Source organism: Pseudaeromonas sp. HNCC25DJ182, assembly GCF_055413365.1.
The window spans coordinates 70,424-85,523 of record NZ_JBVAYG010000016.1; the positions used below are offsets into that span (position 1 = coordinate 70,424).

The 15,100-nt window shown below is 58.8% G+C and carries 10 protein-coding genes; 3 read left to right on the forward strand and 7 right to left on the reverse strand.

Annotation, left to right across the window (positions count from 1 at the left end; genetic code table 11):
* Window positions 1-14: 14 nt before the first annotated feature.
* A complete protein-coding gene (gene cobA, locus ACZYUB_RS13205) occupies window positions 15-815 on the reverse strand; it encodes a uroporphyrinogen-III C-methyltransferase (RefSeq protein ID WP_463948566.1) in 801 nt (266 codons plus the stop codon).
* Between the two features lie 39 nt (window positions 816-854).
* Window positions 855-3,545 carry a nitrate reductase gene (locus tag ACZYUB_RS13210; protein WP_463948568.1) on the reverse strand — a complete coding sequence of 897 codons (2,691 nt, stop codon included), beginning with the start codon at window positions 3,543-3,545 and terminating at the stop codon, window positions 855-857.
* A gap of 499 nt (window positions 3,546-4,044) precedes the next feature.
* Between ACZYUB_RS13210 and ACZYUB_RS13215 the strand changes: the two genes are divergently transcribed.
* Entirely contained in the window at window positions 4,045-4,422 is a 378-nt protein-coding gene (locus ACZYUB_RS13215) for a hypothetical protein (RefSeq protein WP_463948570.1), read from the forward strand.
* 99 nt (window positions 4,423-4,521) lie between these two features.
* Here ACZYUB_RS13215 and ACZYUB_RS13220 read toward each other — a convergent pair whose 3' ends face one another.
* Entirely contained in the window at window positions 4,522-5,865 is a 1,344-nt protein-coding gene (locus ACZYUB_RS13220; RefSeq protein WP_463948572.1) for an APC family permease, read from the reverse strand.
* An 802-nt stretch (window positions 5,866-6,667) separates the two neighbouring features.
* Between ACZYUB_RS13220 and ACZYUB_RS13225 the strand changes: the two genes are divergently transcribed.
* Together ACZYUB_RS13225 and ACZYUB_RS13230 are read left to right on the forward strand one after the other, a co-directional pair.
* On the forward strand, window positions 6,668-9,676 hold the full coding sequence (locus ACZYUB_RS13225) for a transglycosylase domain-containing protein (protein ID WP_463948613.1): 3,009 nt from the start codon (window positions 6,668-6,670) through the stop codon (window positions 9,674-9,676).
* A gap of 91 nt (window positions 9,677-9,767) precedes the next feature.
* On the forward strand, window positions 9,768-10,322 hold the full coding sequence (locus tag ACZYUB_RS13230; protein ID WP_463948574.1) for a sugar O-acetyltransferase: 555 nt from the start codon (window positions 9,768-9,770) through the stop codon (window positions 10,320-10,322).
* Window positions 10,323-10,454: 132 nt separating this feature from the next.
* On the opposite strand, the gene ACZYUB_RS13235 is transcribed toward ACZYUB_RS13230, so the two are convergent.
* From ACZYUB_RS13235 to ACZYUB_RS13250, 4 genes are all read right to left on the reverse strand, one after another.
* Window positions 10,455-12,104, reverse strand: coding sequence for an alpha-amylase family glycosyl hydrolase (locus ACZYUB_RS13235; RefSeq protein WP_463948575.1), 1,650 nt, complete (start codon window positions 12,102-12,104; stop codon window positions 10,455-10,457).
* A 141-nt stretch (window positions 12,105-12,245) separates the two neighbouring features.
* Window positions 12,246-12,692 carry a GNAT family N-acetyltransferase gene (locus ACZYUB_RS13240; protein ID WP_463948577.1) on the reverse strand — a complete coding sequence of 149 codons (447 nt, stop codon included), beginning with the start codon at window positions 12,690-12,692 and terminating at the stop codon, window positions 12,246-12,248.
* 27 nt (window positions 12,693-12,719) lie between these two features.
* Window positions 12,720-13,160, reverse strand: coding sequence for an Rrf2 family transcriptional regulator (locus tag ACZYUB_RS13245; RefSeq protein WP_463948579.1), 441 nt, complete (start codon window positions 13,158-13,160; stop codon window positions 12,720-12,722).
* A 171-nt stretch (window positions 13,161-13,331) separates the two neighbouring features.
* The gene (locus ACZYUB_RS13250; RefSeq protein ID WP_463948581.1) at window positions 13,332-14,726 is read right to left on the reverse strand and encodes an amino acid permease; all 1,395 of its coding nucleotides are present in this window, start codon (window positions 14,724-14,726) and stop codon (window positions 13,332-13,334) included.
* Between the last annotated feature and the right edge of the window lie 374 nt (window positions 14,727-15,100).

Sequence of the window (15,100 nt, forward strand, 5' to 3'; positions counted from 1 at the left end):
CTCGTGGCAGCCCGTTATGCCACCTGGGACAACAGGGTTTCCCCGATCTGGGCCAGTTGCTCCCGTAACCGCACCACTTCGCCCACCAGGATCAACACCGGGGTCTGCCCCTTGAGTCGTTCGGCCTGCTGCGCCAAATCACTCAGGGAGCTGATCACCACCTGCTGATGCCGCATGGTGCCGGCAATGATCAGGGCTACCGGTAGGGATCCATCGGCTCCAGCACTCAGCAGACCTTGCTGAATATGATCCGCCTGCTCCAGCCCCATGTAAAACACCAGCGTATGACCACCGCTCACCAGGGCCTGCCAGCCGTGAAACAGTTGCTCGCTCTGCTGCGCCTCAGCCTGCAGATGGCCGGTCACTAGCGTCACCGAGCGGGAAATCCCGCGATGGGTCAGCGGGATGCCGCAACTGGCGGCGCATCCCAGCGCCGCCGTGATGCCGGGGACCACCACAAAGCGGATGCCGCGCGCCTGCAGCGCCAGTGCTTCTTCTCCACCCCGCCCGAACACATAGGGGTCACCGCCCTTGAGGCGCACCACCCGCTTGCCCTGCAGGGCCAGGCTGATCAACAGCTCACCGATCGCCTCCTGGGACAAGCTTTTAACCCCGCAGCGCTTGCCCACATCATGGCGCTGAGCCCGTGCCGGGATCAGTGCCAGGATCTCCTCACCCACCAAGCGGTCATACACCACGGCATCGGCCTGTTGCAGCAGGCGCAACGCCTTGAGGGTCAGCAACTCCACATCGCCGGGGCCAGCCCCCACCAGTGCCACCTCGCCCGGACGTAACCCGGCATTCCGTTGCATCATGCTCAGACTCCTTGTTGCTATTGCCATCACTTACTGCAATCACTGGGGGCGATGTTTTGCCACCAGTTTGTCCAACTCGACCACACAGGTACCGCAATTGGTACCGCACTTGAGCAGGGCCTGTAATCCAGCGCGCTCATGGATCCCTTGTTGTTCAATCGCCTCGACAATCTGCCGCTCACTGACCCGAAAGCAGGAGCAGACCATGCGACTATCGCCCGCCAGCGCCTGCTCTACCGTGGTTGCCAATGACGCGGCGGCCAACGGCACTGCCAGCAGACCCGCCAGCAAGCCGACGTTAACCTGCCACGGGCTGCCGCCACAGAGCAGGATGCCACTGATGCGGCCCTGATTCAGCGCCACCGCCAACCAACCCTGGCCCTTGAGCGGCAGGCGTATCCAGTGCCCCTGCGCCGCCAGCCCTTGCCATAGCTGTTCGGCGGAACAATCGGCATCCGCCAGCAAACGGCACTCACCACCATCCACCGGGCGACGACTCCACCAGCCCGGATCTCGTCCCAGTCCCTGTAGATTGGGCTCATGCTGACCGATCCAGACCCCATGCCACTGGGCGATAAATGGCCGCACCTGCACCCGGGTCTGCTTGAACTGGGGTTGGCCGGAGACCGGATCCACCACGGGGGCCACCAAACGGTTCACTCCGCCTCGGGCGGTAAAACTGTCGCTCCAGTGCATCGGCATAAAGGCTTCGTTATCCGCCAGGCCATCATCTCGCTCCAGCCGGGCCAGCACCTGATCCCGTTTCGACCCCAGCCACACCAGTTGCCCCAGCTCCAATCCCGAAGCCAGCAGGGTGTGGTGATTGACCGACACCTTGGGATAGGGTTCATTTTCCATCAAGCGCACCAGATGCCCGGTGCGAGTCATGGTGTGCCATTGATCGCGAACCCGGCCGGTATTGAGCAACCAGCCCGCTCGCTCGCTATCCACCGGATCGGCATCCAGAACCGGCAACAGCGGCGCCGCCGCAATCAAGCGCGCCTTGCCATTCGGCGTCGAGAACCGCCCCTCGGCAAACAGACGCTCGGTCCCCTGCACGCGGCGGGCGCCGGCAATGTGCGCTGCATCCTGGGCAACCAGCGGCCAGCGAGTCGGTTGCCAGCTATCAAGCTGGGCATCATCCAGTTGGGCGATGGCGCCCAGATCCAGCTGCCGCACGCCCTGGTTCTCATGAGCCGTGAGAGCGGCAAATTCGCGCAAGATATCGTTGAGACCGTCATAGCTGAAGCCCTCGGCAAAGCCCATGCGCTTGCCCACTTCGGCCAGTGCCCACCAGTCCGGTCGCGCCTCGCCGGGGGCTTGGGTAAAGGGACGCTGCCGACTGATGCAGCGTTCGGAGTTGGTGACAGTTCCGCCCCGCTCTCCCCAACCGGCTGCCGGTAATAGCAGATGAGCAAATTGGGCGGTATCGGTCCGAGCGGTCATCTCGGAGACAATCAGAAACTCGCAGTTGGCCAAGGCTTCGCGCACCCGCGCCGAATCTGGTAACGAGATGGCCGGATTGGTGGCTATGACCCACAGCGCGCGGATCTTCTTCTGCCGTACCGCTTCGAACAGATCCACCGCCTTGAGCCCGGGCTGCCGGGCTATGGTCGGCGATTGCCAGAAATCCTGCACCCGCTGGCAGTCGGTGTCATTAAACCCCATATGGGCTGTGAGTTGGGTGGCCAGCCCCCCGACCTCGCGCCCGCCCATGGCATTGGGCTGTCCGGTCATCGAAAAGGGGGAAGCACCCGGCTTGCCGACCCGTCCGGTCAGCAGATGGGCATTGATGATGCTATTGGCCTTGTCGGTGCCCTGATTGGATTGATTCACTCCCTGACAGAAGAGGGTGACAGTCTTGGGCTCCGCCGCAAACCAGCGGAAAAATGCCCGCAGATCCACCTCGCTAAGACCACAACGCCGGGCGATGGCGCTCTCGTCATATTCGGGATCGTCCAGCAAGGCGGCAAGTGCAGGGAAACCATCGACATGGGCATCCACATAAGCGCGGTCCACGGCACCGCTTTGTAGCAGGTAACGGCACAAGCCATGGAACAACCAGACATCGCTGCCCGGTTGCAGCGGCAGATGCAAGTCCGCCTGCTCGGCGGTCATGGTTTTGCGCGGATCGATCACGACCAACTTCATCTGCGGATTGCGGGCCCGGGCCTGCTGAATGCGGCGAAACACCACCGGATGAGTCCAGGCGGTATTGGCACCCACCAGCACCAGCAGATTGCACAGTTCCAGATCGGCATAGCAAGCTGGCACCACATCCTCACCGAAGGCCCGGAGATGAGCCATGACCGCCGAGGACATACACAAGCGGGAGTTGGTATCGATATTGGCGGCGCCTATGTAGCCCTTCATCAATTTGTTGGCCACATAGTAATCTTCGGTCATCAGTTGGCCCGAGACATAGAACCCGATGGCCTCGGGACCGGACTCGGCGATGATCTGGGAAAAGCGACTGGCGATCTCGTCCAGTGCTCCATCCCAACCCACATGCTTGCCATTCAGGCGCGGGTAGAGCAGTCGGTGCGGATATGCCATGGTATCCAGCAAGGTAGAGCCCTTGATGCACAGTGCCCCCAGATTGGCTGGATGGCTAGCATCCCCTTCGAGCTGATCACCGGAGATCCGGATCCCGCAGCCAACGCCGCAGTAGGCACAGGTCGTCTGAACGGATCCATCGGCAGTGGGCAGGACAGCGCTCGGGTTTGACATACGGCAAAGACTCCCTTCGAACCCGGAATTCGGGTATACACCCGACACTCGGGCAAAAAAAAAGCGCCGCCCTCCTTGCGGAGGGACAGGACGCCAGTGTCCAAACGTGCATTTTCAAACTAACTTCTGGATAAAAGCAAAAGCCGTGCCGGATACTCAGGCACCCCAAAATCCAGAAGTTGTTGGCTAAAACCTCGAATACAGGCCCAACCCAGCACCGACCACGAGCCACTCTGGTGCCTTGCCGCGGGAGAATGCCCAGCCATGGTGCAATTTCGGTTGCAATGAGAGATGCCCCTCGGTGACGGCAGGGAGTGCAATGTCGGCAGAGATAGGAGGCGACGCTTCGTCGGCTTCGTCACAGCGCCGACATGAAGAGCGGGATGAGATGAGGAATCGGTTGGCAGGCAGGCGTTTGCCGTGCAGGCTAGTTGCTGACGGGTCTGAAGGCCTCCCCTCCCGCTCGGGAATCACATTGAACCAGGAGCCTATTTTGTCCATGGCTAGTTTGTCTATAGATAGTGCCGCCATCGAGGAGACCTTGCGGGGCCTCGAATGTCGTACCAACTTCAAGATCCGCAATCTGACCGAGTACATGCTGTCTCACAGCAAACACGCCTTTTATCTGTTGGCCGATAGCCGTCATAGCCGTCTGGTGCTGATGCCAGCCTTGCAGCCCTTCGTCGCTGACTTCGCCGCGATTCCCGGCGTTCATGTCCAGACCGATTATTGTCATCATGCCGAGATGACCCGCTTCCCGAAGCGCCTGCACACCGGCCGCACCGAGACCCACTATGGCCTGGCCTTCGAATTCGACAACATCAGGGCCCTGGAGCTGTTTATTCTGCAGTTGGACGGCATTATTCGTCGCAGCTAGCTCCTCATTTTGAGAGCGACAAAAATAGCACGGGCCGGTTAATACCGGCCCATCTACACCATGGGCTTGCCCATGCAGGACTATCGCTATCCGATTGACCTACAGCGCTGCCTCGGGTAGTGGCTGCCGGAAACGGGCCGTCCGCACCGCCAGCCACACCAGCCCCAGAGCTGCCCAACTCAGGCCCAGATAGAGTGAGCTCAGCTCCAGATTGAGCCACAGCACCAGGATCGTCAGCGCACCACACAGCGGCAGCAGCAGATAACGCAGGGTATCGCGCCAGTTATGACGACGCCCCTCCCGGATATAGAACTGGGCAATCACCGACAGATTGACGAAGGTAAATGCCACCAGGGCACCGAAATTGACCAGTGCCAAGGCCATATCCAGATCGAAAGAGACTGCCGACAACGCCACCCCACCGACCAAGGCGACATTCAGCGCCGGGGTATGCCAGCGCGGATGGACATAACCGAAGAGCCGCTCCGGTAACACCCGATCCCGCCCCATCACATAGAGCAGACGCGAGACCCCGGCGTGTGAGGCCATGCCCGAAGCCAGCACCGCCACTGTCGTCAGCACCAGTACAATCGACTGAAATAACTGGCCACCGACATAGAGGGCAATCTCGGGCAATACGGCATCCGGTTGCTGGAAGCGGGAGATATCCGGGAAATAGAGCTGCAGAAAATAGGAAACAGTAATAAAGATCACACCGCCGATCAGTGCCGTCAGAAAGATCGCCTTGGGCACCACGCGTCCGGCATCCGGGGTCTCTTCGGAGAGATTACTGATGCCATCGAAGCCGAGAAACGAAAAACACAGCACGGTAGCGCCAGTGATCATCGGCACGACCGCGGCATCCAGTGAGTAGAACGGGCGCAGACTCGCCACAGTCCCCATCCCCTCACCCGCATAGACACCATGGGCGATTAGACCAATGAACACCAGGATCACGGCAATCTGCATGCCGACGATCAGGCTGTTGAGATTGGCCACCAGATTGATGCCGCGCAGGTTAAAAAAGGTCATCAGGGTGACCAGTCCCAGAATAAATACCCAGGGCTCGACACCGGGAAACAGCGCCGTCAGGTAGATCTTGGCCAGCAGCATATTGATCATCGGCATGAACAGGTAATCCAGCAACGATGACCAGCCAACCATAAAGCCGACATAGGGGGTAAACGCCTTCTGGGCATAGGTATAAGCCGAACCTGCGGATGGAAACCGTCGCACCAGAGCGCCATAGCTCAGCGCCGTAAACAGCATGCCCACCAGCGCCATCAGGTAGGAGGTGGCCACATGACCATCGGTCAGCTCGGTGACGATGCCGAAGGTATCGAATACCGCCATCGGCGTCAGATAGGCCAGGCCCATCATCACCACTTGCCACAGGCTGAGCGTTTTACGCAGCCCCGGAGTATTAGCCTTGGAGATCGTCATACTGGGACTCCCGCAAAACTAAACCGCAAATGAGCTCGGTTAACCAGTAAGCGCAGCGCCCCTATAGCGCTGGCAGCGGCAGGGCTTCCGACCTCGACGGTGAACGGCAATGGCTGGTTCATCTATTTCCTCAAATCAATCTGGAACAACATGGGTTCGTTGCAGGCCTTCCGGCGCACGAACGCGGCTATCATTTCCAGTCCTCAGGACTGGCCTCGGTTACCAAACGGGATAGAAAAAATGACCGGCTTTACACAGAGCCGGTCATTTCAGGGGCGCTATTTTGCCCTATATACAGCGCGTAACTCAATATCTTGCCGCCGGAGATTCCAGCGCGGCGACGGCAGCGACAGACTGTTGTGGTTGCCGGTCGGGAAACTGCAGGCCACACGCCCTACCGCCCGTGGAGGACCGGCACCGGGTCGCCATAAGATCTGCAGATGTGATTGTTTTTTGTACTAAAAGTAAACAAAACCCAAGCTGCTTCACTCTCCTGATGCATTATTTGATAAAGCGGTCACCCTGCACGCGCTGGAGGATTACACTGAACAAAAGCGCTCATCTGGATACACCTGATCTCGCAGGCTCCGATGAGTCAGATCCACTCGTTCACGGAGCATTGGCCATGGATGCCGTCGAACCGGTTGTCAGCAGCATACCATCTACGGAGTCAGGAACATCCGGCGCCGTCTTATCCTCAGACGGAACCAACCCGATACCGCAGGCTGCCGCCCCCCAGGACACAACGACCGAATCCCCCGAAACACCCCGGCCAGCCCCGACCCGTTCCAGCTCCCGCCTGATGCGGTTCTTGCGCCGGATCCCCGGATTCTTGGTGGTGCTGGCGCTTGCCATCGCTCTGGCTGCGCTGCTGTTCGAGATGCAAACTTCCTGGCTGCAAGCCCACTTACTCTCTGGATATAGTCAAACACTCAGCTGGCGACTCGCGCTAGGTCCGAGCCAGGCCATCCACTTTCCGGCAGCAGGTCCCTATGATCAACGCCTCGGCTATGCGCGTCTGGGCAGTTTTTTGCCCCGCCTTGATGAGCGCGGATTTGCCATTTTGAGTCAGGCCGAATTTTCACCGGCCCTGATGCACTACAGCCAGCAGGGGCTATTTATACCCTACGCCGAAAAGAGCCAGGCGGGATTGACCCTGTTTGACTGCCGCAACGAGCCGTTTCACGTCAGCCGCTATCCGCGCCATCAGTACCTGGAATTTGCCACCATACCGCCGCTGGTATTGCAGTCCCTGCTCTATATCGAGAACCGGGATCTGCTCAGTGATGAGTACCCGCTGACCAATCCAGCGGTTGATTGGCCCCGTTTTGCCAACGCCGCACTCTCCCAGTTAGGCAAACAGGTTGGCATTCAGGATCACGGCTCCGGTGGCAGCACGCTGGCCACCCAGATGGAAAAATTTCGCCACTCCCCGGAAGGCCGCACCAGCTCGAGCAAAGAAAAACTGCGCCAGATGGCCTCGGCCAGTGTTCGTGCCTATCAGGGCGGCGTGCTAACCCTACCGGCACGCCAACAGCTGGCGCTGGATTACCTCAACTCGGTGCCGCTGGCCGCCGCACCCGGTTATGGCGAGGTACATGGTCTGGGGGATGGCCTGCACGTCTGGTTCGCCGCCGACGTCGCCCGGGTGGATGACCTGCTCGGCCGCGCAGCCAGCACGCCGGAAGATCTGCTGGCTCAGGGGTTGGCCCTGCGCCAGGTGGTCGCCCTGCTCATCGCCCACCGCCGCCCCTCGTTCTACCTGCTCAAAGGTCGCAGCGAGCTGGAAACCCTGACCGATAGCTATCTGCGCTTGTTGGCCCAATCGGCGGCCATCTCGTTGCCACTGCGGGATGCCGCCCTGGCACAGCGCTTGGTATTCCGCAACTTCAGCACCCAACCGGCCTTCGAGCGCATCGATGGCAACAAGGCCCGCTATGTCACTCGTGGGCGACTGGGCAACATGCTGGCGCTGAACTTGTATGATCTGGACCATCTGGATCTCAGTGTGCACAGCCATCTGAATAACGATTTGCAGCAACAGGTCAGCCAATATCTACGCAGTCTGGCCGACCCCGAGGTTGCCGGTAGCGTCGGCTTGTATGGCGAACGGCTGCTCTCCCCGGAGAAAACTGCTGCCGTGCGTTACAGCTTCACGCTGTTCGAGCGCAGCCCACAGGGTTTTCTGGTGCGGGTGCAAACCGATAACACGGATCAACCCTTCGATATCAATGACGCCAGCAAGTTGGAGCTGGGCTCCACCGCCAAGTTACGGGTGCTGACCAGTTATCTGCAAATCATCGCCGAGCTGCATCAGCGTTTTGCCCTGATGTCACCGGAGCAGCTGCGCCAGCAACCGGTGGACGCCCAGGATAACCTCAGTCGCTGGGCCATCGATTATCTGTTACGCAACCCGGATCGTCAGTTGACGTCCATGCTGCAAGCCGCGCTGGATCGCCGCTACTCGGCCAGTCCCTATGAGAGCTTCTTCACCGGCGGTGGCTTGCATACCTTCAGCAACTTCCGCAAGGAGGACAATGGCCGCTTGCCGACTCTGCGCCAGGCTCTGCAGGAGTCCATCAACCTGCCGTTTATCCGTTTGCTGCGCGATGTGGTGCGTTACAGCCTGTATCAGGATCCGACTCGCCGCCTGTTACTGCAAGACGACAAGGATCCCCGCCGCCAGGAGTATCTGCGCCGCTTTGCCGATCGGGAAGGGAAAACCTATCTGGGACGCTTCTGGCGCAAATATCAGGGCAAAAACCAGGAGGAACAACTCAAGACCCTGCTCGATGGTATGCATCTGACCCAAAGCAAACTGGCGGCGGTTCATCGCTATCTGCGACCACAAGCCACGCCCGCCGAACTGGCCAGCTTTATTCACGAGCATCTGCCCAGCGAGCCCTTGGCTGCCAAACGACTGGATTATCTCTACCGCACCTATGGTCCCGGAGCCTTCTCCCTACCCGATCAGGGTTATGTGGCTCGGGTACACCCTCTGGAGCTGTGGCTGCTGGATTATCTAGGCCACCATCCACAAGCCACCTTTGCCGATGCAGTGGCCGCAAGTCAAGAGCAGCGGTTAGAAGTTTACGGCTGGCTGTTCAAGTCCCGGCACAGAACCGCACGGGATAGTCGCATCCGCACCATGCTGGAAATCGAGGCGTTCAGTGATATCCACCAGCGTTGGCAAAAACTCGGCTATCCCTTTGACCACCTGGTCCCGTCCCTGGCGACCGCCATTGGTAGCTCCGGAGATAGACCGGCAGCGCTGGCCGAACTCATGGGCATCATCCTCAACGATGGTGTCCGTCTGCCGGTGCAACGCCTCTCCTCGTTGCACTTTGCCACCGGAACTCCTTTTGAAACCCTGCTGGCACCCAAGCCCGATCAGGCCACTCGGGTGTTGCCCAGCGAGGTGGCCCAGGCACTGCAGGCTGCCCTCTCTCAAGTGGTAGAAGCCGGAACCGCCCGGCGTCTGGCAGGCAGCTTCCAGTTAAGCGACGGTACCCTGCTGCAGCTGGGGGGCAAAACCGGGACCGGCGACAACCGCTTGGAAAAAGTGGGCCGCTACGGCCAGATCCTCGAATCCCGGGTGCTCAATCGCACCGCCACGTTCGTGTTCTATCTGGGTAGTCACCACTTTGGTACGCTCACCGCCTATGTAGAAGGCAGCTCGGCGGACAGCTTCCGCTTCACTTCCGCCCTGCCGGTGCAAGTGCTCAAAGGGATGGCCCCTTTACTAGCGCCCTATCTGGCGCCCGGAGTACAGACCCAGTGTCGGGCTGATCCGGAGCTGGCAAACCGCTAACCCCAAGACCGGCTGGTTGAGCCAGCCGGTCCTGTGGATGTCCACTATCTCCTTCATGACAAGCCACTCTCAAGATCCGGAGCCTCTCATCATGAGTGAATATGAAAACATGCTGGCCGGCGAACTCTATGATCCCGCCGACGAGACCCTCAGCGCCATGCGCGCTCAGTGTCGGGATATGCTGTTTCAGCTCAGTCAGTTGCCGCCCGCCGCCAAAGCACAACGCCGGGCGCTGTGGTTGCAACTGCTGGGTAGCACAGATGGGGAGTTCTCGATACATCCCCCGTTTCATTGTGATTACGGCCGGAACATTCACCTCGGCGCCCGCTTTTATGCCAATGCGGGCTGCACCATTCTGGATGTGGCAACGGTCACCATAGGCGACGATGTGATGCTGGCGACCGGCGTACAGCTCATCACCGCAACCCACCCCACGGACTCGCAGACCCGGTTATCCGGGCTGGAATACGGCCGACCAATCACTCTCGGCGACAAGTGCTGGTTGGGTGCAGGAGTCATTGTCTGCCCGGGAGTCACCATTGGCGAAGGCGCCGTGATTGGTGCCGGGAGCGTCGTGACGCGGGATATTCCCCCTTATACGGTTGCGGTCGGCAATCCATGTCGGGTACTGCGCTCGACAACTTGAGCCGGAGCCTCACCTCGGCAGCAATTTACGCTTCCGACACGTTTTCCGACACAATCAATTAAGAAAGCCCCGCTCTTCCGAGTGGGGCTTCAAGAGATGCCAAGCGACAGGCTCCAGATTACAAGCGGATAGTTACAGGCGATAGATTCGGACCTCGCGGGGTGCCAGATCCAGCGCCAGGTGCCCCTGCTGATCCGTCGTCTCGACCTGGGAGCCAAAACCGCTCAGTGGCGTCAGTTGCTGTTGCGAATTGCCCAACGCCAGATCCACCTGACCGTTACCAGTCCCGTAATTGATGACCACCAGCAGATTTTCTTTGGCGTCATGGCGGCGGAATGCCAGTACCTGATCCTGGCTCAAAAGGGTCAGTTCGCCATCGCGTAACGCCGGGTGCGCCTTGCGCACCGCGATCAACTGCCGGTAGAAATTCCAGATCGAATCCGGTTGTGCTTGCTGTGCGGCGGCATTGTAGTGCTGCCGATTCACAGCCGGTGCCCGAAATGGTGTTGCCGTGCTGAAGCCGCCCTCGGCACTCCAGCTCATGGGCGCACGCAGACCCCAATCGCCACCGTTGCCGTCACTATGCCCCATGCCGATCTCTTCGCCATAATAGATAAACGGCTGGCCAGGCAGGGTCAACTGGGTCGCCACCGCCACCTTGTAAGCCGCCTCATCGCCATCAAAGGCCTCAATCAGGCGAACACCGGCATAGGAATCATGACTACCGAGTACCAACCCCATGTTCGCCAGCGGGTACTGCTGTAACTTTTGCTGCAGCTCGCCGGTCACTGTGCCCGACAACACCGAAGCCCGCACCGCATCATTGAAACCGAACGCAAAGGACGAACCGCAAGAGTCCTCACCCGCGGCCCCCACCGGATCGGCGGGCTCCTCACAGACCATAAAGCGCCCCGGGTAGTTGACGGTCACCAGCGTCTGAAGATCATGCAATATCACCTTGTTCTCAGGCTGGGATTCGTAGGCGTTCTTACCGTTTTCTACCAGTTGTCCCACCGCATCGAAACGGAATCCATCAACACCCGCATTCAGCCAGTAGCGCAAGTTATCCTGATGGTAGGCCAGAACGTCGGGATTCTTCAGATTGAAGTCCGGCATCTGCTCCCAGAACACGCCGTAATAGTAATTCTGGCCCGGTCGGCTGCGATGCCAGGAACCACTGCCATCCCAGTTGGTCCAACCCGGGTCATGATCCTTCCAGATATACCAGTCACGTTTGTTATTGAGCTTGTTCTTGGAGTCCAGAAACAGGGGGTTCTGGTAGGCGCTGTGGTTGATCACATAGTCCATGATCACGCCGATGCCCCTGGCATGGGCTGCCGCCAGGAACGCCTTGAAATCCGCCTCCGAACCATAATCCGGTTCGACTTTGCGATAATCGGTCACCGCATAACCATGATCCCGATCCTGGCTCTGATTGACCGGCATCAGCCAGATCCCCTGCACGCCCAAACTGGCCAAATAGTCCAGTTGCTGAGTCAAACCATTGAAATCGCCAATGCCATCACCATCCGAATCCTTATAGCCGCGAACATAGATCTCGATAAACACGGCGCCCTTCGCCCAATCCTTTGGCAGAATACTCTTGGGGGCCGCCACTGCGACAGGGCTCAAGTCCAGGGTGGCCGACGTCAGATCGGCCGGTTTGACCGGGGCCACCGTCGGCGTTGCCGCGACACTGGAGACGGGAGGTGCGGGTGGCGTGGAACAGGCAGACGTCAGCGCAATCGCCAACGCACTCAGCAGCAAGGGGGAATTATTCATCGCATATCCGGACAGAAAAAGGGACAAACCGGCATCAGTCACGGACGCATAGCCGCCAGCGCCAACGAGTCGATACCATCACAACCCGCATCGACGAGTCGCCGTTGATAGGCGCGACGCCGATGGGCCATCAACTGTCGGTTATAACGATTTCGCCAGACAAATGCTGTTATCCAGGTCGATATATGGCCCATAGTTTGCCGTCACCACAAATCCGCGTTTGTGATACAGAGCCAGCGCCTCCGGCTGTCCCTTGCCAGTTTCCAGGACCAGACGGCTTACACCGAGTTCATGAGCCCAGAGCTCCAGCGTCACCAGCAATTGCTCGGAGAAACCTCGGCGACGCCACTCGGGACGCACATACATGCGTTTGATTTCGGCCGTCTGTGTATCCAGTGGTTTGAAGCAGCCACAGGCGACTGCTTGACCATCCACAATCCCGATCAACGCGGTTTCCAGTAGCGCCAGGCGATTGTGGGTGGCATAGGCCTCCTGCTGTTGGCCGTAGCGCCCTTGCAGATCGGCATCTAATTGGCGAGTCAGGGCCGTAAAGCGCGGATCCTGATTGGTGGTGCGTACTAGCTGCATACAAGCTCCTGATGAAAAATCGGCAACCTAGAGATTCAGTAATGGAATGGCGAGCTGCTGGCGGATTGCCGTGGAATTGCGGATCAAATCGGCTAACGAATGACGGCACAAGCTGGCGAAGAAGGCCTCGACCGCTTCGGCCAGTACTCCCTTGAGTCGACACACCGGCAACAACTGACATAGGGGCGAGCCACACGCCACCAGCTGCATTGTGCCTTCCAGCGACTGTATCACCTCCCCCAGATTGATCGCCTCAGGCGGCAACCCCAGAGAAATCCCGCCGCCTTTGCCTCGTCGGGTCGATACCCAGCCGAGCTTACCCAACTGGTGAACAATCTTGTTAATGTGGTTATGGGGCAGATCAAAGGTGGCACAGACCTCCTCGATACTGGAGCGTCGCCCCTCAGGTTGGAGCGCCAGAAAGATCAGGATCCGTAAGCCATAATCGGTGTAGCGGGTTAACTGCATGGGATCCTCTCGTCGGGATGCGTGTTCAAACGATACACGGCTCGCTGCCATTTCTTAACCCGCAGCCGGTTAAATTCTGAAAATTTCCGCCGGGTGCAGGGAGACAAGCATGAAAAAGCCAGCGACGATGCGCTGGCTTCTTGCTTTCCGGTGATAGACTCACCCGCCATGTTATTCGGCCATAGCCCGAGTCATACCCGTGCCGTTTTTGCCCTTGTTGCGGACATAAGACTTGTACTGATAACCCGCCCAGATCAGCCCCAACCAGACCGGAACCAGATAAACAGAAACTGTCTCACCCAGCAGGTAGAGAATGACCAGCATGCCCGCCAGGAATACCAGGCACAGGTAATTGGCAAACGGATACCAGAAAGCCTTGAACACGGGCACCACCTGTTCAGCGTTTTTGGCGCGCCGGAATTTCAGGTGAGTCAGGCTGATCATCGCCCAGTTGATCACCAAGGCCGCCACCACCAGTGCCATCAGCAACTGAAACGCTTTGCCCGGGATCAGATAGTTAATCACCACGCAGATCAGTGTCATGAGTCCGGACAGCACGATCGCCGTCACCGGCACGCCGCGTTTGTCGACCTTCATCAGCGCACGGGGAGCATTCCCCTGCTGTGCCAGACCGTGAAGCATACGACTGTTGCAATAAACACAACTGTTGTAGACCGACAGCGCTGCCGTCAAAACCACCACATTGAGAATGTTGGCGGTGAGATCGCTGCCGAGCGCCGAGAAAATCAGCACAAACGGACTGCCACCTTCGGCCAGTTGATCCCACGGATAAAGAGCCAGCAGCACAGCCAGCGCCCCAACATAAAAGATCAGGATGCGATAGATCACCTGATTCACGGCGCGAGGGATGCTCTGCCGTGGGTTGTCGGCTTCTGCTGCTGTGATACCCACCAGCTCCAGGCCACCAAACGAGAACATGATGATGGCCAGCGACATGACCAGACCATGCCAGCCATTGGGCAGGAAACCACCCTTAGCCCAGAGGTTGGTAATCGAAGCCTGAGGACCACCGGTGCCACTGAGCAGTAAATAGCTACCAAAGACGATCATGCCGATAATGGCAACCACCTTGATGATGGCAAACCAGAACTCCATCTCGCCGAAGTGTTTGACGTTGGAGAGGTTGATGGCATTGATCAGCACAAAGAAGACTGCGGCCGAAACCCAGGTCGGGATCTCGGGCCACCAGTACTGCACATACAGGCCAACCGCCGTAAGCTCGGCCATGCTGACCAGCACATAGAGCACCCAGTAGTTCCAGCCCGCCAGGAAACCGGCAAAGCCGCCCCAATATTTATTGGCAAAAAAACTGAACGAGCCAGATACCGGCTCTTCGGCCACCATCTCCCCCAGCTGACGCATGATGAGAAAGGCAATAAAACCACCGAGCGCATAACCGAGCAGCACCGCAGGGCCGGCCATCTTGATGGTCTGGGCTATGCCCAGAAACAGGCCGGTACCTATGGCACCGCCCAGAGCAATAAGTTGGATATGGCGATTCTTCAAGCCGCGCTTGAGTTCACCCTCGTGGGGTCTGACTTCCATGGAAACATCTTCCTCTTGTAGTGCAGTAGTCTGGTTGAATCGTCGCTGGGCCATCTCAAAACGGCTGCCGGACCCCATCACCACGCTGCACTGGGGCGCGGGATCAGGTCACCAAACCACCCTGTCCCCCTTGGTGTAGCCGTTAACCACACGCGGGCTAAATAGACGGAATAGTAGCGAACGAGGCATCAGCCTTTAGCACAGTCTCAAACCGGCGTTTTGCCGGAATGCTGGCCAAAGTGACGGTGGGTCTCTCCTTGGGTTGGCTTTGCCGTAGTCTAGAATACCGATCAGTGCCAATTATTCCAGCATCCAATCGGAATATATCCTCGGTACCTAGTGGTAATCACGGTTTGATGGCTTCATTAGCAGTC

Coding starts and splice junctions, on each gene's coding strand:
- ACZYUB_RS13230 (WP_463948574.1), top strand. CDS start 9,768: ATGAGTGAATATGAAAACATGCTGGCCGGCGAACTCTATGATCCCGCC.
- ACZYUB_RS13210 (WP_463948568.1), bottom strand. CDS start 3,545: ATGTCAAACCCGAGCGCTGTCCTGCCCACTGCCGATGGATCCGTTCAG.
- ACZYUB_RS13225 (WP_463948613.1), top strand. CDS start 6,668: ATGCGGTTCTTGCGCCGGATCCCCGGATTCTTGGTGGTGCTGGCGCTT.
- cobA (WP_463948566.1), bottom strand. CDS start 815: ATGATGCAACGGAATGCCGGGTTACGTCCGGGCGAGGTGGCACTGGTG.
- ACZYUB_RS13235 (WP_463948575.1), bottom strand. CDS start 12,104: ATGAATAATTCCCCCTTGCTGCTGAGTGCGTTGGCGATTGCGCTGACG.
- ACZYUB_RS13220 (WP_463948572.1), bottom strand. CDS start 5,865: ATGACGATCTCCAAGGCTAATACTCCGGGGCTGCGTAAAACGCTCAGC.
- ACZYUB_RS13215 (WP_463948570.1), top strand. CDS start 4,045: ATGGCTAGTTTGTCTATAGATAGTGCCGCCATCGAGGAGACCTTGCGG.
- ACZYUB_RS13250 (WP_463948581.1), bottom strand. CDS start 14,726: ATGGAAGTCAGACCCCACGAGGGTGAACTCAAGCGCGGCTTGAAGAAT.
- ACZYUB_RS13245 (WP_463948579.1), bottom strand. CDS start 13,160: ATGCAGTTAACCCGCTACACCGATTATGGCTTACGGATCCTGATCTTT.
- ACZYUB_RS13240 (WP_463948577.1), bottom strand. CDS start 12,692: ATGCAGCTAGTACGCACCACCAATCAGGATCCGCGCTTTACGGCCCTG.